This window comes from Mesorhizobium sp. M1334 (genome assembly GCF_040317995.1).
In the GTDB taxonomy this organism is placed as follows: Bacteria; Pseudomonadota; Alphaproteobacteria; order Rhizobiales; family Rhizobiaceae; genus Mesorhizobium.
Genome location: NZ_JAMYLM010000003.1, coordinates 64,173 through 82,566 on the forward strand (window position 1 = coordinate 64,173; position 18,394 = coordinate 82,566).

Below are 18,394 nucleotides of genomic sequence, written 5' to 3' on the forward strand. Positions count from 1 at the left end.
GCGCTGATCCGGCCGGTTCAAAACGAGGTGGCCTCCTGAGGGCCGCCCGGACTATTCGGCCGGCTCGAATCTGCCTTGTACCAAGACTGTCTCCACCGGCCCAAGCGGATTGATGATCCGGCTCTCCAGGACTTCGATAAGTTTGCGTCCAACACCCGCCATATCCACGGAATGAACTCCGATCTTTGCGGGCAGGAAGCGTGCCAGCCGCGTGCTGTCGCGGGTGACGATGTGGACGTCGCGGCCTGCTGTAAGACCCCGCTTGCCGAGAGCGTGCAACGCTCCCAGAAGGCCCAGTTCGTTGGCGCACGCCAAGCCCGTTGGCGGATCTGATGACGCCAGCAAGCGATCGAACCAGCCGGCGCTCGATTCCATGGTGAACATGCCATGACCGATCAGCGATTGGTCGATCGGAATACCGGCCTCGGCCATTGCCCTTCCATACCCGGAAAGACGCATAGCACTCGCCTGGTCCTCCGGAACGAGAAGTTGCAGCGCAATGCGTCGACAGCCCTTATCCATGAGCCGCCGGGTCGCCTCGTAGGCAATCTGTTCATTGTCCACATCGACATAGGGATAGGCGATATCCAGGTCGGTTCTTCCAAACGCGACGAATGGCATGCGTTGATCCAGCAGCAGCTTGACGCGCGGATCAGCCGACACCAGGCGTGTGATGATCAGGCCGTCTGCGCTGCGCGCCTGAAGCTGCCGCTGCACACTCTCAACGGCATCGTCGTCGGGAGTGGTGGAATAGATGGACAGACTATAGCCGGCTTGCCGCGCCGCCAGCGTCATGCCTTCGATTAAAGGAAGCTTCAACAGATCGGACAGATGGTCTCGTGTCTCCATCGGGAGCACCGCCGTCAGCGTCTGCGTTCGACCGGTTTTGAGCGCGCGACCATGATGATTTGGTAAATAGCCGACCCGCTTAGCCGCCTCCTTGACGCGGGCTATGGTCGAGGGCTGCACTTCCGGTCCATCCTTCAGAGCGCGGGACACCGTGGTCACCGAGAGGGAAAGTTCCGCGGCGATCTGCTTTAGATTGGCCATTGTTCGCCCGACTTCATTTGCGAAAGCGCCGGCTGATTTGCTGACCGCCATAGCGTTACCGAATTCGACATCCCGGTCAATCCGAACTCCCATAGGAAGCAGCTTGACTCTAGCGTATCCAGATGCAATCGTAACGTTACGATTACAAAATAATGGCTCTTTCAAGCGATATTCCATAGACGTTGGGGAGGAGAACCTATGTCCTGGCTACGCATTTCCTTAACAGCATTCGCAGTCTCGGCTGCCCTGCCCGTGCATGCGCAGACGGTCACCATCACGACCGCGGGCGGCGACTATGGCAACGCCATCAAGGAGGCCATGTGGGGCCCGGCTGCAAAAGAGCTTGGCTATGATGTCCGCGAGGAGACGCAGAGCGACGGCCTGGCCGCCCTGAAGATGCAGGTTACCTCGGGTGCAGTCACGACCGATATCGTCCACCTGGGTTCGCCGGAAGGGGCGCAGTCGGCCGCACAGTCGCTGCTGGAGCCGCTCGACTACAAGATCATCGATCCGAAATCCGTGCCGGACGGCGCAAAGTCCGACTACTGCTATCCGTTCGATTCCTATGGCACCGTCATGTCGTGGAACACCAAGACCTATGGCCAGAACCCGCCGAAGACGTGGGCGGAGTTCTGGGATGTTGCCAAATTTTCTGGCCGTCGCGCGTTGCGGGCCAATGCGCAAGACTCGATCGAGATCGCGCTTCTCTCCGATGGCGTAGCACCGTCGGACGTCTATTCCGTGCTCAGCACACCGGACGGGCTAGAGCGCGCCATCAAGCGGCTTGAAGCGATTAAACCAAACGTCGCCGTGTGGTGGACCTCGGGCGCCCAATCCGCGCAGTTGCTGAAAGACGGTGAGGCGGATTTGGTCATTACCTGGAACGGACGCGCCCAAACCGTGAAAGCCGATGGCGGCGCGGCTGACTACACGTTCAAGGGTTCGGTCATCGGCACGGATTGTCTTGGGGTGCCGAAGGGAGCGCCGAACAAGGAAGCCGCGATGAAGCTCATTGCAGCGATGACGCAGCCCGCGCGGGTTGCCAAGCTGACCGATTTCATTGCCTATGGCCCAGTCAATCCTGCGGCATATGAGGGTGGACTTATTCCCGAGGACCGTCTGAAGACACTTGCGACCGCCCCTGAAAATGCTGGCACTTCGGTGTTTTCCAATTCAGAATGGTGGGTCAAGAATGGCGAGGCTGCCCAACGAGCCTTCGATGAAATGATGGCTCGCTGACTCTCAGCTCTGACGCATGTCGCGCAAAAATGTGCAGCGCGCGACAACGACATGCATGAAAACAAGAACCTGAAGCGCGTAGCGTGAAGCCGGTCGAACGCGACGCGCTTCAAGGCTGGAGCACATGATGAAGTCGCTCGCGATCACCATCGAAAGCGTGCACAAGGCTTATGGGTCCTACGTCGCACTGGATGATGTTTCGCTCGACATTCAGGCTGGCGAATTCCTCACGCTGCTAGGGCCATCGGGATCGGGCAAGACCACGTTACTCATGGCTCTGGCCGGCTTTGTCCGGCCGGATTCCGGTAAACTTTTCCTGGGCGATCGAGACATCACCCGCCTGCCGCCCAACAAACGAGACATCGGCATAGTATTCCAGAATTACGCCTTGTTTCCTCACATGAACGTCCTGGCGAACGTCGCGTATCCGCTGGTGCTGCGCAAGGTACCGAGAGCGGAGGCGCGTCAGCGGGCGCTTGACACCTTGGCCCGCGTGAAGCTGGATGGCCTGGCGGAGCGCAATGTGGCCGCACTATCCGGCGGCCAACGTCAACGGGTGGCATTGGCGCGGGCTATCGTCTTCGAACCGCGCGTGATGTTGATGGACGAGCCGCTGTCGGCACTCGACAAGAACCTGCGCGAGACCATGCAGTATGAGATCCGGCGTCTGCATGATCATCTACGGATCACCACAATCTATGTGACCCACGACCAGCGCGAAGCGCTGATTATGTCTGACCGGATTGCGGTGATGAATTCTGGCCGCATCCAGCAGATAGATACGCCGCAGCGGATTTATGATCGTCCATCGACCCGCTTCGTCGCGGAGTTCATGGGCGAGGCCAACATTGTGGCCCCGGGCTCGGCGCGCAGAATCGACGGCGCCGAAGCATCACGCGAAACGCTGATGATCCGCGCCGAAAGCTTCCATCTTGATGCGAAGCTCGTCGGGGGAGACGGAGTGGCTCTCGAAGGAATACTGCGCACCAAAGCGTTCCGCGGCGAGAACTGGCTTTTGACGCTGGCGCTTGACGGTGGGCAAGAGGTTCTTGTCTGCATTCCGGCAGCGCTGGCCGGCGGCTGCGCCGAACTTGCCGCCGGTCAGCGGATGACCGCATATGCACCAGCAGCGAAGGTTCACGCGATACCGGGAGCGACGGCGTGACCGTCGTCCGGGATCCGGCGCTCGCAGTGGATGCACGGCGCGAGCGGCGGTTTTTTCTATCGCTTTCGCTTCCGGCGCTGTTCATCGTTGGACTGGCGGCGATACTGCCCATCCTTTGGATAATCCGGCAATCCTTCCTGACCACCGGAGGTGAGTACACCGTTGGCAATTACCAGAAGGTCCTTTCGAGCGGACTGACATGGTCGGCGCTCGTCACGACCCTCGAACTGTCCTTGGGTACGCTAGCGGCCTGCATTCTCCTCGGCACCCCTCTGGCGCTCGCTCTGGCCAGCGTCAGACCAAGGTTGGCCAACGTGCTCATGGCGTTCGTCATGCTGCCGCTGTGGACCTCCATTCTGGTGCGTACCTATGGTTGGCTCGTGCTTTTGCGGCGCGACGGCCTGGTCAACGCGGCGTTGACCGGTTCAGGCCTGACGGCGGAGCCATTGCCGCTGGTCTACAACTTCACCGGAACGCTCATCGGCATGGTGCACTACATGCTGCCACTCTTTCTGCTGCCTGTTTATGCTGCGATGCGCGATATCGACCCAAATCTCATTCGCGCGGCAGCGAGCATGGGAGCCACTCTCAGGCAGGTGATCCGCACCGTCATTATGCCGCTTTCGGCGGGCGGCATCTTCTCGGGTTCGATCATCGTCCTCATCTACGCCATAGGTTTTTTCATCACGCCGGCGGTGCTTGGCGGCGGCAAGGTAAATCCGCTCTCTACCCGGATCGAGCGTACATTATCGACCTTTCAGGACTGGGGATCGGCGAGCGTCCTGGGCATTCTGCTCCTCGTTCTCATAGCGCTGATCGGTGTGATGTTGCTGGCGGCACGCCGGCTGGTGGCCCAGAACACCGTGGAAGCCTCCCATGCTTGAAGCCTATCCGCAAAACAGGCTCGCCCGCATTTTGCTCTGGAGCTTTGCCGCTCTTGTCATGGCATTTCTGATGCTGCCGACGCTCGTGGTGGTGCCGCTTTCCTTTTCGGCATCGAATCTCCTCGAGTTTCCGCCGCACGCCTACTCGTTGCGCTGGTACGAGAACTTCTTCGGCTCGGCAACGTGGATGGCCGCGCTGAGGACGAGTTTGATCCTTGGGACATTGACGGCGTTGATCGCGGTGCCTTTCGCGCTGCTCGCCTGCATTTCAATGAACCGGCTGGGCGGAAAGACCGCTGCGGCCATCCAGAGTGTCCTGCTGACCCCCTCGATCACCCCAGGTATCCTGCTTGCGATCGGTCTCTTCTTTGTGTTGGCCGCACAACATCTGATCGGAACGCTATTCGGTGTGCTGGTCGGACATGTGGTGCTGGCCGTTCCGGTCGCCTGCATTGTGTTGCTACCCGCTCTCGCCCGCTTTGACTGGAACCAGGTTCAGGCGGCGCGCAGCCTCGGTGCAAACTGGGCCAGAGCCATTGGCGGAATAATCGTTCCGCAACTTCGGATCAGCTTGCTGTCGGCGACATTGATGGCGTTCCTGACTTCGCTCGACGAGTCTGTGATTTCGATCTTCATTGCAAGCGGTCGCAACAGCACGATGCCGAAGCTTATGTTCCTGTCGCTGCGCGATCAGATCGATCCGACCATTGCGGCGATCTCGACATTGTGGACCGTCATCGTCGTGGCCGTGGTCCTGATTGTGACCCTTCGCCAAAAATCCTGACCGAGACTGGAAACATGCCCACCAATTACCATGCAGCCGACGATCTGGCGGATCATTCGACGGACATCCCTCAGGTAGGGTTGGCCATCATCACCGGGTCGGCAAACTGGGGGCTTGCCTTCCCGGAAGATGTCGAATTCGATGGTGTGCGCACGTTGCGGCGCGACATGAGTTTTGAAACGCCTTTCGGTCGTACCGACAACTGGAAGCTGCTCGAGTTCGACGCGTCGATTACTGCCGACGGGAGAGCAAAGCGCGCTCTGTGCATGTATTCGCACGGCAATCCCCGCGACCATATTGACCATTCCTGTCATCGCCGCGCGTTCTGGGTATTGATGCGGGCGGGTGTACGGCAAGTTCTCGCCTGCTCGACGGTTGGCGCCGTCAACAAGGCGATCCAGCCGGGCGACATGGTGGTGACCGCCGACATCATCGAACTGACGCAGACCCCGTTTTCACTGTTGCCTGACCGCCAGAGCTTTGACTGTTCGGGCAAGCAAATCGTGTGTCCAAGATGTGCGGCGGTTCTGGTCGAAACGGCCCGCCGTCATTGGCCAGCCGAATGCCGCGTTTATGGCATCGAACAGCAGTTGGTGGCTGCCCACTGTTACGGGCCCCGGCTGACAACGCCAGCCGAAGCCTTGGCGTATCGGGGCATGGGGGCGGATGTACTCAACCATTCCATCGCCCCTGAGGCGACCTTGTCGCGCGAGATCGGCGCGTGTTTCGTGCCTTGCGCGTTCGTGACGGCGGGCTTCAACGACTATATGGATCGCAATCGCCAGAAATTGCTGCAGGAGGACGTGCTGCCCAATCTCTCAATGACAGCCTCGCGGGTCGCGCTGGAGACCGCCGCGCGACTTCCTGCTGATCCGGCATGCTCCTGTCAGGGCTTGAAGTCGCCTCAGCCGAAAGAACGCTCCAGCCGGTTCTGAGATAGCCGCCAGATGGCTGAAGCTCTGCCGCAGACTAGGGATCTCGAGAGTTGTGTGCGTCAAGCTCTGCAAAAATGGCGTTGCATTCAGCGATGACGTTGGCGTGTCCGCCGGGCAGCCGGTAAGCCTCATGGGAGCCGGTCTAGGGCCTCCGCAACTTTTACTCTCAGTTGTGCGTCGTCAAGATAAAATCTAGGATTCTCTCTAATCAAGCTGATATCGGAAGTGTATGCGTCAATGTCAGCAAAGATCTCATCTATCACCTTAAAGTCCTGCTCTGGGATGGCTCGCGTCTCATCCTTAATTTCTTTAAGTAAAATTCTACCAACTTAGGAGCATCTATTTCCCCTGCGAGAAAGGTTTCAACCAACGCACGGTATTCGCCAGATACGCTGCTCATAGTTCGCCTCCCAGTTTGCCGGTCGTCAAGACATATTCTAACTGCTTGGGACTGAGCTTCCATCCAGACAGGAGATTTCCTGAACTATCGCGAATGACACTCAAGCCGGTTTGCGGGTCGACGAAGTGCGTTACTGATTGCCCTTGGTAAGTTCCTTGGATGGCCTGCGTCATCTCGGCCTCCAAAGCCTCCTGCACCACAATCTGCAAGTCCTTGCGAAAGCCGTCCTCATCCGACAACAGCAACCCTTTCAACTCGCCCTCTGCTCAGTCTAATTTCTCGATTGGTCATGGCACTCCCCTTCCACGGGAATCGGTGGTCGAAACGTCACCAGCGTGCCATGGCAGCCCCTTGCCTCAGGCCAAGAGCTGTTCTCTCTCCAGAGCTTTTGCAGAACCTTCAGGACACTATCATCCCGAAGGCGCCGCGCTGGGCATGTTCACGACGCTCGAGTCGTACGCTTGGGCAGCGGCACTCCTGCCCTAAGGCTGCCTGAACCGGTATTCCGTCACGTGATGGTAGATCTGCCCAGGCCACAGCGTGGCTTGCGGGAAATACGGCCGGTTCGGCGCATCCGGCCAGATTTGCGGCTCCAGGCAGAAGCCCGAAAAGGCCTTGTATTGACGCCCGCCCAATCCAGGCGAAGACAGCGCCAGGTACTGGCCGGTATAGAGCTGGACGCCCGGCTCCGTGGTCCAGAGCTCCATCTCGACCCCGGAATTCGCGCCTTGCGCCCATGACGCCTGCTTCAGCGGCCCGCGCGTCGAGGCGAGGCAGAAATTCTGGTCGTAGGGGAGCTGTTCGCCCTCGGTCTCCATGCGCAGCGGCCGGGCCTGGCGAAAATCGAAGGGCGTGCCGTCGACCGGCTTGACCGTGCCTGTCGGGATCAGATCGGCGTCGACAGGAAGATAGGCCCCGGCATTCAGCATCAGCCGGTGGTCGAGAATGTCGCCGGCGCCGCCGTCATCCAGGTTGAAATAGGAATGCTGGGTAAGGTTGCAGAGCGTCGGCTCCTCACAGGTGGCGGTCAGTTCGACGCTGAGCGTGCCGGGGATCTTCAGCCGGTAGGTGCAGGTCACGTCGAGCGCGCCGGGAAAGCCCATCGTGCCGTCCGGGTCGTGGAGGGTCAGCGTGACAAAATCCCTGCCATGCAGCGAAACCGCCCAGGCCCGGCGCGAAAAACCTTGCGAACCGCCATGCAGCGTGTGCTTTTCGAGGAAATTGCGCTCGGTCTGATAGCGTTTGCCGGCAAGCGTGAAGCGGCCGTCGCGGATACGGTTGGCATAGCGCCCGACGACGGTGCCGAAGAAGGCGGTGTCCGTCTCATAGTGCTCGAAACGATCATAGCCGAGCACCAGCGGCGCGTCGTGCCCGGCCAGACGCAGATCCTGGATGATCGCACCCAGCCCGATGATGTTGGCGGTGAGGCCGCCGCCACGGATGGTGAAGCGGCGGACGGCCTCGCCCGCCTGCGTCGTGCCGAAAACCTCGCCGTCCTTCATTGCCATGCTCGCAAGTTCGCTGCTCGATGCCAGCCTGGCCTTTCGAAGCGGCCCAGGGTCGTTTCGGTATTACCGCATCAGGCTTCTAGAGACCAAGTCCGCCGATGCAGACATATTTGGTGTCGAGATAATCCTCGATGCCCTGATGGCCGCCTTCCTTGCCGAGGCCCGATTCCTTGACGCCGCCGAACGGCGCTTCAGGGGTGGTGATGAGCCCCTCATTGACGCCGACCATGCCGTATTTCAGCCCTTCCATGACCCGGAAGGCGCGGCCGAGATCGCCGGTGTAGAAGTAGCAGGCCAGGCCGAACTCGGTGTCGTTGGCGAGTGCTACGGCCTCTTCCTCGGTCTCGAACTTGAATACCGGTGCTACCGGGCCGAAGATTTCTTCCTTCATGAAGCGCATCTTCGGCGTCGCATTGGCGATCACCGTCGGCTGGAAGAACGAGCCGCCGAGCGCGTGGCGCTTGCCGCCGGCGACGACCTTGCCGCCTTTGGCGGTAGCGTCGGCAATCAGCTCCTCGACCTTCTCCACCGCCTTCTCATCGATCAGCGGTCCCTGCTGGACACCTTCCTCGAGGCCGGAACCGACCTTCAGCCCGTTGCTCGCAATAGCGAGCTTTTCGACGAACTGGTCATAGATGCCGGCCTGCACCAGGAAGCGGTTGGTGCAGACGCAGGTCTGGCCGGAATTGCGGTACTTGGCGGTGATGGCGCCAGCGACGGCCCGCTCGATATCGGCGTCGTCGAAGACGATGAACGGCGCATTGCCGCCGAGCTCCATCGACACTTTCTTGACGGTCACCGACGACTTCTGGATCAGGATCTTGCCGACCTCCGTCGAGCCGGTGAAGGTGATCTTCTTGACCAGTGGGTTGGCACAGATCTCGTCGCCGATCTCACCGGCGGCGCCGGTCAGGATATTGATTACGCCTTTGGGGAAGCCGACCTCCTCGGCAAGCGCGCCCCAGGCAAGGCCGGAATAAGGCGTCTGCGACGCGGGCTTGACCACGGCGGTACAGCCGGCGGCAAGCGCCGGGCCAAGCTTGCGGGCCAACATCGAGGATGGGAAATTCCACGGCGTAATGGCGGCGATGACGCCGACCGGCTCCTTGGTCACCAGGATACGGCGGTCCGCCCAGGGCGACGGAACGACGTCGCCATAGGTGCGGCGGCCCTCTTCGGCGAACCACAATATGTAGGACGCGGCCGAGCCGATCTCGCCCTTCGATTCGAACAGCGACTTGCCCTGCTCGATGGTCAGCAGTTCGGCCAGCACGTCCTGATTGTCCATCATCGCGTCGTGCAGCTTGCGCAACAGCTTCGAGCGTTCGAGCGCGGTGGTCTTGCGCCATGTCTGGAAAGCAGCGTCGGCGGCTTCGATGGCGCGGCGGGTCTCGGCCTTGCCCGACTTCGGCACTGTGCCGATCTTGAGGCCGGTGGCAGGATTGTTGACGTCGATCGTCTGGCCTGAATCGGCCTGCACCCATTCGCCATTGATGAGATTGGCCTGCCGCATGAAATGGCTGGTTTTCTGAAGCATGATCTCGCCTCCGTTCGGCACCTGGCGGGCCGGTCGCTGATTTCGTGAATGGACGTGCGCGATAGCATCGCTAGAGCCACTGCTCTTAGCCCAGGGCAAGCCCCGCAAGCAATCACAAGATGGCATATAGGGTTTGGGCCAGCCAAAGCGAGAGCGATGCAGCCGGGCTCTTATCCAAAAACGACGACGACCACTGTCAGCCAAAACGCAGTGGTCACGACAGCACAGGCGGTGGCGATGGTCATCTGGTTCGACGCCAGCGCCTGGCCGGTGTTGAACTGCACCGCGATGAGATAGGAATTGATGCCGGACGGCAACGCCGCGACCATCACCGCCACCTTGGCCGTCAATGGCGGCAGGCCGATCAGCCACACCAGGCCGAGAACCAGCGCCGGCATCAGGAACAGTTTCAGCACCGACAGCGCCAGCGCCGGCCTTACATTGCCGGAGATGCCAAAGCGGCGCAGGCTGAGCCCCATGGCAAACAGCGCAACCGGGGCGGCCGTGCCGGCCAGCGCGTCGCTCAGCCGCGTCGCAAGCACCGGCAGCGGCGCACCGGTGAAGCGCCACGCCAGCCCGGCCAGTATGCCGATGATCAGCGGATTGATGAATACCCTCCTGAGAAAGCTCCTGACGACACGGACCGGACGCACAGGCTCGCTGCCGCCGCGGCCGAACATCTCGAACAGGATGATCGAGGCCATCATCATCACCGGCAGGTGAATGGAGACGAGCAGTGACAACACTTCGAACCCGGCCGGCCCGAACACGCCGATGATGAAGGGCGCGCCGAGCAGGACGACGTTGGAGAAGGACGACGATACGCCGCCGACGACGCCGGCGCGGGCGTCCCGCCCGAAGATGCGCGTAACAACCAGATGGCCGGTGGCCCAGGTGAGCGCGACCGCCGCGAAATAAGCGCCCCATAGCGACCACGGCGCCACGCCGTGGAAATCGGCCTTTACCATGGTCTGGAACAGCAAAAGCGGCATTGCCACGTTGATGGCGAATTCGGATACGCCCTCGCCGCTCGCCGGCTTCAAATAGCCGGTCAACCCGGCAAGATAGCCGAGCCCGACGAGACTGAAGACGAAGAGGACGGTTTCGGTAAGCGGAGACATTTTTCCCGTGATAGGCGAGGCCCGGCGGCGGCGCAATCGCCCTTCCCTCGCGAATGTACCGGCCAACAATCCGGCTGCTCGGATCTTGCCCGAATTTGCTCATGGTTGGATGCCAGCGCTATACAGGGTTGTCGGGGGACACGCGGCGAATGGGCCTTGTCGGAAATCAGCACTTCTTCAAGCAGGCGTGGCTGACGGCTTTCGTCGGCGCCATGCTTTGCCTCGTGGTGACCTCGGCTCATGCCGCGGAGCCGGAGAGCCTCAAGGGCGTGGCGCTGATTGTCGGCCAGTCGAAATACCAGCACATAGCGGCTCTTCCCAACCCCGCCAACGACGCCCGCGACATCGCCAAGATGCTGACCGATCTCGGCTTCGGCGCGCGCAGCGTCACCGACCGCGACGCGGCAAAGCTGAAGCGCGACCTCGAGCGTTTCGCTGAGGATGCCGAGGACGCCGACGTCGCCTTGATCTACTATTCCGGCCACGGCATCGAGGCCGGCGGCGAAAACTATCTGGTGCCGGTCGACGCCGACGTTTCTTCATTGAAGGACGCCGATCAGGCCCTGGCGCCGATCTCCGCCGTCATGGACGAATTGAAGACGACCGTGCCGGTAACGATCATGCTGCTCGATGCCTGCCGCACCAACCCGTTTCCGGCGGATGCGGTGCTGCGCCGGGCGCCCACCGCCTCGGCCTCGCCGATCGGCGCCGGCGGGCTGGAGCCGATGCGCGGCGCCAGGGCACTGGCGGACGTTACCGCGACGGAAAATCTGGGGGCGGTGATCGGCTTTGCCTGATCAATCTCGGCAATCTCGAACGGACCGGCAAATATCTGGACGAAGCCGAAGCCGCCTTCGAGGCGACGCTCAAGGTCTTCACCCGCGAAGGCCAGCCGATGCAATGGGCCTTCGAGCAGAACAATCTCGGCGACGTCCACTGGAACCGCGGCAGCTATGGCGGCGGCAATGCCGAATACCAAAAGGCGATCGAATTCTTCGAGAGAACGCCAAGCAAGGCTTTACCGAAGCCGGCTACACACTCCCCATCCCGCTGATCGACCGCAAGATCGATCTGGTGAAGAAGCAGATAGCGAAGAAATAGGCGTCTCGGCCGCAGGTTGCACTCGGCTTGTCTTTCAGCCGGCTTTGCCGTCCCTATATGCCGGTCACCGGGGACCTGCCTGCCGGTCACCCGAAAAGGATGTCTGATGCTTCGATTTGTGCTGGCGCTGCTGTTGCTTGCCGTTTCCGCCACAGCCCATGCGACGGAAGCCGGCTGGGCGCTGCTCCGCGACGGCGGGCATGTGGTCCTGCTTCGCCATGCCATGGTCACCGGCACCACCGATGCCGCCAATTTCGACCTCGGCAAATGCGCGACCCAGGTCAATCTCTCTGAGCGCGGCAAGCAACAGGCGCGCAAGATCGGCGCGCTGTTTGGCGCCCGCGCCGCACCGGTCGAGCGCGTGCTGTCCAGCCGCTATTGCCGCTGCCTCGAGACCGCCCGCATCGCTTTCGAAAGCGAGCCGGAGCCGTTCGCACCGCTTGACCTGCTGAAGACCGACGAAAAGGAAAAGGCCGACCAGATTGCCGCGATCCTTGCCGAGATCCGCGGCTATTCCGGCTCCGACAATCTGGTCATGGTCACGCATCTCGAAAACATCAAGGAATTGACCGGGATCTCGCCGCGTGAAGGCGAGGCCGTGGTCGTCGAGCCGCAGGGCGACGGCCTGCGGGTACTCGGCCGCGTCACTTTCTGATCTGCGCCGGAGCCGGTTGAAGCGTTCGCTAGTAGTGAAATCTAGCGTTTGGTACTTAAGCGGAATACCGGTTCCGACCCGCGATGAGGTCTTGATCGAGTCCAAGGTCGACATTGACCCTTAGTCAGGACCAACGAGCGCTTTCAACTAAAGCGAATGCGATGGTACGTCTCATCAGGACTTCCGAGCCGTGACAACGGGCGAGGTTTTCGTCCTTTACTTTGCCGGCCGGAGCCTCAGCGGCCGAAAAAAGGCCCGGATGTCCTCGACCAGGAGTTCGGGTTGCTCAATCGCCGCGAAATGTCCTCCTTTCGGCATGTCGGTCCAGCGCTCGACACGGAAGACTCGCTCGACCCAGGAGCGAGGTGGCATAGGAAGCTCTCGAGGGAAGACTGCAACGCCGAGGGGCGGTGTTATTCGCTCCCTTGGCCCGAAGGTCAGGGGGCAGAGCCGGTTCTCTTTGTAAATCCGGAGCGAGGCCTCGATCGTGTTACCGAACCAGTAGAGCGAGATGTCGGTAAGCAGCGTGTCTAGAGGGATGGCGCGTTCGAGTTCGCCTTCGCAGTCGCTCCAACTGCGGAACTTCTCGGCAATCCATGCGGCTAGCCCGATTGGGGAATCTGTCAGTGCAAAGGCTAGCGTCTGGGGCTTGGTCCCCTGCAGAAAAGCGTAGGCCCCCTCCGTCGCGGCGAAATTCGCCGCACTGTCGAGGAATGCCTTCTCCTCCGGCGTGACAGGTGGGTCGTCGCGACCGAGGGTCGGGCGGAAACTGCCTGGAATGTAATTCAGGTGCAATCCGATAAGGTCCTCCGGGTAAAGCTGAGCGAGCCAGGTCGAGACGCCGGCGCCGATGTCGCCACCTTGTGCGGCGAAGCGATCATATCCCAGTTCGCGCATCAGCCCCCGCCACAGCTTGGCGACATGCTTTGAGCTAACGCCGGCCTGACGCGGCGGGGACGAGAAGCCGAAACCCGGAAGCGACGGTGCGACGACATCGAAGGCGTCATCGGCATCCCCGCCGTATTTGGCAGGATCCGTGAGCAGCGGAATGACATGCTCGAACTCGGCGAAGGAGCCGGGCCAGCCATGAGTGAGGATCAACGGCAAGGGCGCTGACCCCTTTCCTTTCTGGTGAACGAAATGGATGTCGCACCCGTCTATCGTGACCCTAAACTGAGGCAACAGGTTCAGACGTTTTTCGTGATCGCGCCACCTGAAATCGTATTGCCAGTAACGTGAAAGCTTACTGAGGAAATCAACGTCAGTACCGTCCTCCCATCCGTATGCGAAGATCGACGACGGCCATCTTGTCGCTTGGATACGACGCTGTAGGTACTCGATCTGTTCATCCGGGATGTTAATGTGGAAGGAATGAATGGCCACGAGTGTTGCTCCGATCAGCGGCGAGGAATTGTCCCATCAAGGCACAGAACGAAGGAAAACTCACTGAGCGACAGCTTTGTCCGCTACTTGCTGGTTCCCATCTACGAGACGAAGGTAACATTCCACCCTTGGTGGCAATTCGTTTAAGTTACCTGGCGTCAGATTTTCACCGCTACCAGCCAAGCGTCGACACGGAGCTTCCATCCCTCGATCATGTCCGCGAACGCGTCCTCCGTCAGTTCGGACAGATACGATGCTCCTGCCGGGCTCAAGGCCGTGAACGCATAGGTAATCGACGCCTCCGTGCCTCCGTTAGTGTCGGTCGGCAGGCCACCTCGACAAATCCGAAACGCGAATCCGGCGTAACGCGAACATAGCGGATGCGATGCGCCAGCCGTCCACCCAGGCTCATGTCGCGATGCTCAGCCAAGGCCTTGAGCACCTTCGCCAATCGTTTTTCCAGGCGCACCCGGTCTGCACGCGTTTCTGTAGTCATAGATCTTCGTGGTACATTGGTACACGCAATGACCAGAGATGGGACGGTTTGGGCATATCGCCGGGAGGGGTTGCCAGCGACCCCTATTGCTCTGCCAGAACATCAATCCCAGCTGCCGTCGGCGCATCAGGCCTTTTCCTGCCCGGAAAAACCGATTAGACAGCGCCAAACACATGCGGACAGATTCCGCCCGCAATCGAAGGAAAAGCCCTTGTCCACCACGTTCGACAAAGTCGCCAAGATCATCGCCGACACCAGCGAGATCGATATCGAGACGATCACGCCCGAAAGCCACACCATCGACGATCTCGGCATCGACAGCCTCGACTTCCTCGACATCGTCTTTGCCATCGACAAGGAATTCGGCATCAAGGTGCCGCTGGAAAAGTGGACGCAGGAGGTCAACGACGGCAAGGCTTCGACCGACGACTATTTCGTCATGAAGAACCTGTGCGCCAAGATCGACGCGCTCGTCGCCGCCAAGAACGCCGCGTGAACACAGCGCCTGACGCGCCCGACCCACAACAGCCCCCAATGAACCCCCACGACGTCGTCATATCAGGCATCGGCCTTGTCTCGTCGCTGGGCGAGGGTCCGGATGCGCATTGGCAAAAGCTTGTCCAGCCGCGCCTTGAGCCGGTTCTGGAGGCCTCGCGCTTCTCGCCCTATACGGTCCATCCGCTGCCGGAGATCGACTGGAACCTGCAGATCGCCAAGCGCGGCGACCAGCGGCAGATGGAGACCTGGCAGAGGCTCGGCACCTATGCGGCCGGCCTTGCGCTCGACGATGCCGGCATCAAGGGCAATGACGAACTCTGCGCGACCATGGACATGGTGGTGGCCGCCGGCGGCGGCGAGCGCGACGAGGCGGTCGATGCGGCCATTCTCGCGGCATCGGAAAGCCGCAATGACCGCGACGTGCTGCTTAACGAGAAGCTGACCACGGAATTGCGCCCGACGCTGTTTCTGGCACAGCTTTCCAACCTGCTCGCCGGCAACATCTCGATCGTCCACAAGGTGACGGGGTCGTCGCGCACCTTCATGGGCGAGGAAGGTGCGGGCGTTGCCGCGGTCGAGACGGCGACCGCGCGCATCCGCTCCGGCCAGTCGACGCATATACTGGTCGGCGGCGCTTTTCAGACCGAACATTCCGACATGCTGCTCGGCTATGAACTGGCCGGCTACCTGCATCGCGGCGCGTGGCGGCCGGTCTGGCAGAGGCAAGGCGCCGAAGGCGGCGGTGTGGTGACCGGATCCGGCGGCGCGTTTCTCGTCCTGGAGCAGCGCGAGCACGCGGAACGCCGTGGCCGGAAGATCTACGCGGAACTCGGCCCGGTCCTGTCCGGTCGTGCCAGGCGCCGACGGGGCGAACTCGACGGTGAGATCGCCGCGCTGTTGAAGCAAGCCGCATTGCCGGACGGCGAACTGCTGGCGATCTCCGGCGCTTCGGGCGCCCATGCCGCGACCGCCGCCGAGAAAGCGGCACTCGAGGCCAATCCGGCGATCGCCGCACGCGGCTTTTCGACGCTGACCGGCCACATGAAGGAAGCGCAGTTCCCCTTTGCCGTTGCGCTGGCAGCCCTGGCTGTCGACCGCAAGGCGGCCTACCCTGTCTTCGACGCCACAGTCGAAAAACCGTTTGCCGGCGTCCCGAAGACCGTCCTTGCAACGGCGATCGGCTATCACCAATTCGAGGGCATGGCGCTGATCAAAGCCGCCTAGAGCATCGGACCGAAAGTGTGATGCGGTTTTCGGGCGATCCGATTGCTCCAAGAGAAACAGGTTTTTGGACAACAAATGGCCAATCTGAACGACCATATGGGCAGGCCTATCGTAGCGGTCACCGGCATCGGCGTGGTGACGTCGCTCGGTGTCGGCAAAGCCGAAAATTGGGCGGCACTTACGTCGGGCAAATCCGGCATCCATCCGATCACCCGCTTCCCGGTCGATCATCTCAACACCCGCATCTCCGGCATGGTCGATTTCCTGCCGTCGAGTTCCAAGGGCGCCAGTCTCCTCACCTATGAGCTTGCCGAAACCGCCGCCCAGGAAGCGATGTCGGAGGCCGGCCTCGATGCCGGCGATTTCGGCGGACCGCTCTTCCTCGCTTCGCCGCCGGTCGAGCTCGACTGGAGCGAGCGCTTTTCGCTCTACAATTCCGACACGCACGACACCGGTGCAGAAAGGCTGCTGCGGGTAGCGCGCGGCCTCAGGGAACTCGACATCTTCGAGACCACCCAGTTCGGCTCGATCGCCGACCGGCTTGCCGACCGTTTCGGCACGCGTGGCCTGCCGATCACGCTGTCGACCGCCTGCGCTTCGGGCGCCACGGCGATCCAGCTCGGTGTCGAAGCGATCCGCCGCGGCGAATGCGACAGGGCGCTGTCGATCGGCGCCGACGGCTCGGCGACCGCCGAGGCGCTGATCCGCTTCTCGCTTCTGTCCGCGCTCTCCACCCATAACGACATCCCCGAAAAGGCCTCAAAACCCTTCTCCAAGGACCGCGACGGCTTCGTGCTGGCCGAGGGCTCGGGCGCCCTTGTACTGGAATCGCTGGAGGCAGCACTTGCCCGCGGCGCCACCGTTCTCGGCATATTGCGCGGCTGCGGCGAAAAGGCCGACGACTTCCATCGCACCCGCTCCAAGCCGGACGGTTCGCCGGCGATCGCGGCGGTGCGCGCCGCTCTTGCCGATGCCGGCTTGAGCGAGGACGGGATCGATTATGTCAATGCCCATGGCACCTCGACGCCTGAAAACGACAAGATGGAGCACTTGTCGCTGTCGACGGTATTCGGCGAGCGGATCTCATCAATGCCGGTCTCGTCGAACAAGTCGATGATCGGCCATACCCTATCGGCTGCCGGTGCCGTCGAGGCCGCATTTTCGCTGATGACGATGCGCGAAAGCGTCATTCCGCCGACCATCAACTATGACAATCCCGACCCGGCGATCGTGCTCGACGTGGTGCCGAACGCCAAGCGCAACGCCGAGGTCGGCACGGTCCTGTCGAACTCCTTCGGCTTCGGCGGCCAGAACACCTGCCTTGTCATGGCGCGGGAACCGGTCTAAGCGACCTTTTTCAGCCGGACTGAACCGACAGGCAACATGCGCGCATTGCAACTTATCGAGGATCGCCGGCTTGAAACGGTGGACCTGCCGCCACCGCCGCCGCCGTCGCTCGGCGAGGTGACACTGCGCATCAAGGCCGTGGCGCTGAACCACATCGATGTCTGGGGCTGGCGCGGCATGGCCTTCGCCAAGCGCAAGCTGCCGCTGGTCGTCGGCGCCGAGGCCTCCGGCGAGGTCGAGGCGGTCGGCCCCGGCGTTTCCAGCCTCCTGCCCGGACAGTTGGTGTCGATCTATGGCGCCCGCACCTGCGGGCTTTGCCGCGCCTGCCGCGAAGGCCGTGACAATCTCTGCGAGCATGTTTCGGGCGTTCACGGCTTCCATCTCGACGGCTTTGCGCAGGAAAAGATCAACCTGCCGGCGCGCCTTCTGGTCCCCGCCCCGCCAGGCGTGAGCGAAATCGGCGCGGCGGTGGCGCCTGTCACCTTCGGCACGGTCGAGCACATGCTGTTCGACAACGCCCGGCTGCAGCCCGGCGAGACGATACTGGTTCATGCCGGCGGCTCCGGCATCGGCTCCGCCGCTATTCAGCTGGCCAAGAAGATGGGCTGCACGGTCATCACCACCGTCGGCTCGAACGATAAGATCGACAAGGCCAAGGCGCTCGGCGCCGACCACGTCATCAATTACCGCGACGACCGCTTCGAGGGCGTCGTGCGCAAGCTGACCAAGAAGAAGGGCGTCGACGTGGTGTTCGAGCATGTCGGCGCCGACACCTTTGCCGCGTCCATGCTGTGCCTCAAACGCGGCGGCCGGCTGGTCACCTGCGGCTCGACCTCCGGCGTGTCGACGCAGATCAATTTGATGCAGTTGTTCCAGCAGCAGCTGAAGCTGCTCGGCTCGTTCGGCTGCCGCATGGAAAACATGGCCGACGCCATGCAGAAGATGGCGGCGGGCCTGGTCGCGCCGGTGATCGACACCGAGGTCGGCTTCGACGGCATCGATGCGGCGCTGAAACGCATGGAAGGCCGCGACGTCTTCGGCAAGATCATCCTGCGCGTCGGCTGAGA

19 protein-coding genes are annotated in these 18,394 nt (G+C 61.6%); 12 read left to right on the top strand and 7 right to left on the bottom strand.

Annotation, left to right across the window (positions count from 1 at the left end; all coding sequences use genetic code 11):
• Positions 1-51 precede the first annotated feature (51 nt).
• Positions 52-1,101, bottom strand: coding sequence for a LacI family DNA-binding transcriptional regulator (locus tag NKH17_RS07360; RefSeq protein WP_352646836.1), 1,050 nt, complete (start codon positions 1,099-1,101; stop codon positions 52-54).
• A 147-nt stretch (positions 1,102-1,248) separates the two neighbouring features.
• Between NKH17_RS07360 and NKH17_RS07365 the strand changes: the two genes are divergently transcribed.
• The 5 genes from NKH17_RS07365 (at position 1,249) to NKH17_RS07385 (ending at position 6,057) form a co-directional block, all read left to right on the top strand.
• Positions 1,249-2,289, top strand: a complete 1,041-nt coding sequence (locus NKH17_RS07365) for an ABC transporter substrate-binding protein (RefSeq protein WP_352897270.1) — start codon at positions 1,249-1,251, stop codon at positions 2,287-2,289.
• Positions 2,290-2,416: 127 nt separating this feature from the next.
• Positions 2,417-3,454, top strand: coding sequence for an ABC transporter ATP-binding protein (locus NKH17_RS07370; RefSeq protein ID WP_352805080.1), 1,038 nt, complete (start codon positions 2,417-2,419; stop codon positions 3,452-3,454).
• A complete protein-coding gene (locus NKH17_RS07375) occupies positions 3,451-4,338 on the top strand; it encodes an ABC transporter permease (protein WP_352804041.1) in 888 nt (295 codons plus the stop codon). The genes NKH17_RS07370 and NKH17_RS07375 overlap by 4 nt, the downstream gene beginning before the upstream one ends.
• A gap of 70 nt (positions 4,339-4,408) precedes the next feature.
• Complete coding sequence (locus NKH17_RS07380) at positions 4,409-5,122, top strand: ABC transporter permease (protein ID WP_352970486.1); 714 nt, start codon at positions 4,409-4,411, stop codon at positions 5,120-5,122.
• A gap of 14 nt (positions 5,123-5,136) precedes the next feature.
• Positions 5,137-6,057 (top strand): phosphorylase family protein, encoded by a 921-nt coding sequence (locus NKH17_RS07385; RefSeq protein ID WP_352804035.1) that lies wholly within the window; start codon positions 5,137-5,139, stop codon positions 6,055-6,057.
• 128 nt (positions 6,058-6,185) lie between these two features.
• On the opposite strand, the gene NKH17_RS07390 is transcribed toward NKH17_RS07385, so the two are convergent.
• From NKH17_RS07390 to NKH17_RS07410, 5 genes are all read right to left on the bottom strand, one after another.
• Positions 6,186-6,377: a colicin immunity domain-containing protein gene (locus tag NKH17_RS07390; RefSeq protein WP_352970632.1), complete on the bottom strand. Its 192-nt coding sequence runs from the start codon at positions 6,375-6,377 to the stop codon at positions 6,186-6,188.
• Positions 6,378-6,453: 76 nt separating this feature from the next.
• Positions 6,454-6,711: a colicin D domain-containing protein gene (locus NKH17_RS07395; RefSeq protein ID WP_352804032.1), complete on the bottom strand. Its 258-nt coding sequence runs from the start codon at positions 6,709-6,711 to the stop codon at positions 6,454-6,456.
• 228 nt (positions 6,712-6,939) lie between these two features.
• Positions 6,940-7,965, bottom strand: a complete 1,026-nt coding sequence (locus NKH17_RS07400; protein ID WP_352804030.1) for an aldose epimerase family protein — start codon at positions 7,963-7,965, stop codon at positions 6,940-6,942.
• Positions 7,966-8,044: 79 nt separating this feature from the next.
• On the bottom strand, positions 8,045-9,502 hold the full coding sequence (locus NKH17_RS07405; protein WP_352804027.1) for an NAD-dependent succinate-semialdehyde dehydrogenase: 1,458 nt from the start codon (positions 9,500-9,502) through the stop codon (positions 8,045-8,047).
• A gap of 170 nt (positions 9,503-9,672) precedes the next feature.
• Positions 9,673-10,623: an AEC family transporter gene (locus NKH17_RS07410; protein WP_352897267.1), complete on the bottom strand. Its 951-nt coding sequence runs from the start codon at positions 10,621-10,623 to the stop codon at positions 9,673-9,675.
• 149 nt (positions 10,624-10,772) lie between these two features.
• Between NKH17_RS07410 and NKH17_RS07415 the strand changes: the two genes are divergently transcribed.
• The 3 genes from NKH17_RS07415 to NKH17_RS07425 all read left to right on the top strand — a co-directional run bounded on the left by NKH17_RS07415 (position 10,773) and on the right by NKH17_RS07425 (position 12,379).
• Positions 10,773-11,420 (top strand): caspase family protein, encoded by a 648-nt coding sequence (locus tag NKH17_RS07415; protein ID WP_352804023.1) that lies wholly within the window; start codon positions 10,773-10,775, stop codon positions 11,418-11,420.
• A 98-nt stretch (positions 11,421-11,518) separates the two neighbouring features.
• Entirely contained in the window at positions 11,519-11,677 is a 159-nt protein-coding gene (locus NKH17_RS07420; RefSeq protein WP_352897265.1) for a hypothetical protein, read from the top strand.
• A gap of 153 nt (positions 11,678-11,830) precedes the next feature.
• A complete protein-coding gene (locus tag NKH17_RS07425) occupies positions 11,831-12,379 on the top strand; it encodes a histidine phosphatase family protein (RefSeq protein ID WP_254818209.1) in 549 nt (182 codons plus the stop codon).
• Positions 12,380-12,595: 216 nt separating this feature from the next.
• On the opposite strand, the gene NKH17_RS07430 is transcribed toward NKH17_RS07425, so the two are convergent.
• Positions 12,596-13,762, bottom strand: coding sequence for an alpha/beta fold hydrolase (locus NKH17_RS07430; RefSeq protein WP_352805094.1), 1,167 nt, complete (start codon positions 13,760-13,762; stop codon positions 12,596-12,598).
• Positions 13,763-14,469: 707 nt separating this feature from the next.
• On the opposite strand from NKH17_RS07430, the gene NKH17_RS07435 reads away from it, so the two are divergent.
• The 4 genes from NKH17_RS07435 to NKH17_RS07450 all read left to right on the top strand — a co-directional run bounded on the left by NKH17_RS07435 (position 14,470) and on the right by NKH17_RS07450 (position 18,392).
• On the top strand, positions 14,470-14,754 hold the full coding sequence (locus NKH17_RS07435) for an acyl carrier protein (protein ID WP_254818207.1): 285 nt from the start codon (positions 14,470-14,472) through the stop codon (positions 14,752-14,754).
• 38 nt (positions 14,755-14,792) lie between these two features.
• Positions 14,793-15,980, top strand: coding sequence for a beta-ketoacyl-ACP synthase (locus tag NKH17_RS07440; protein WP_352897262.1), 1,188 nt, complete (start codon positions 14,793-14,795; stop codon positions 15,978-15,980).
• Between the two features lie 75 nt (positions 15,981-16,055).
• A complete protein-coding gene (locus NKH17_RS07445; protein WP_352805097.1) occupies positions 16,056-17,327 on the top strand; it encodes a beta-ketoacyl-ACP synthase in 1,272 nt (423 codons plus the stop codon).
• A gap of 36 nt (positions 17,328-17,363) precedes the next feature.
• On the top strand, positions 17,364-18,392 hold the full coding sequence (locus NKH17_RS07450; protein WP_352477635.1) for a zinc-binding dehydrogenase: 1,029 nt from the start codon (positions 17,364-17,366) through the stop codon (positions 18,390-18,392).
• Positions 18,393-18,394 lie beyond the last annotated feature (2 nt).

What these genes read in the sequence shown, in the direction of transcription:
- NKH17_RS07360 (WP_352646836.1), bottom strand. Translation starts at nt 1,101, where the DNA reads ATGGCGGTCAGCAAATCAGCCGGCGCTTTCGCAAATGAAGTCGGGCGA.
- NKH17_RS07365 (WP_352897270.1), top strand. Translation starts at nt 1,249, where the DNA reads ATGTCCTGGCTACGCATTTCCTTAACAGCATTCGCAGTCTCGGCTGCC.
- NKH17_RS07370 (WP_352805080.1), top strand. Translation starts at nt 2,417, where the DNA reads ATGAAGTCGCTCGCGATCACCATCGAAAGCGTGCACAAGGCTTATGGG.
- NKH17_RS07380 (WP_352970486.1), top strand. Translation starts at nt 4,409, where the DNA reads ATGCTGCCGACGCTCGTGGTGGTGCCGCTTTCCTTTTCGGCATCGAAT.
- NKH17_RS07385 (WP_352804035.1), top strand. Translation starts at nt 5,137, where the DNA reads ATGCCCACCAATTACCATGCAGCCGACGATCTGGCGGATCATTCGACG.
- NKH17_RS07400 (WP_352804030.1), bottom strand. Translation starts at nt 7,965, where the DNA reads ATGGCAATGAAGGACGGCGAGGTTTTCGGCACGACGCAGGCGGGCGAG.
- NKH17_RS07405 (WP_352804027.1), bottom strand. Translation starts at nt 9,502, where the DNA reads ATGCTTCAGAAAACCAGCCATTTCATGCGGCAGGCCAATCTCATCAAT.
- NKH17_RS07410 (WP_352897267.1), bottom strand. Translation starts at nt 10,623, where the DNA reads ATGTCTCCGCTTACCGAAACCGTCCTCTTCGTCTTCAGTCTCGTCGGG.
- NKH17_RS07415 (WP_352804023.1), top strand. Translation starts at nt 10,773, where the DNA reads ATGGGCCTTGTCGGAAATCAGCACTTCTTCAAGCAGGCGTGGCTGACG.
- NKH17_RS07420 (WP_352897265.1), top strand. Translation starts at nt 11,519, where the DNA reads ATGCAATGGGCCTTCGAGCAGAACAATCTCGGCGACGTCCACTGGAAC.
- NKH17_RS07425 (WP_254818209.1), top strand. Translation starts at nt 11,831, where the DNA reads ATGCTTCGATTTGTGCTGGCGCTGCTGTTGCTTGCCGTTTCCGCCACA.
- NKH17_RS07440 (WP_352897262.1), top strand. Translation starts at nt 14,793, where the DNA reads ATGAACCCCCACGACGTCGTCATATCAGGCATCGGCCTTGTCTCGTCG.
- NKH17_RS07445 (WP_352805097.1), top strand. Translation starts at nt 16,056, where the DNA reads ATGGCCAATCTGAACGACCATATGGGCAGGCCTATCGTAGCGGTCACC.
- NKH17_RS07450 (WP_352477635.1), top strand. Translation starts at nt 17,364, where the DNA reads ATGCGCGCATTGCAACTTATCGAGGATCGCCGGCTTGAAACGGTGGAC.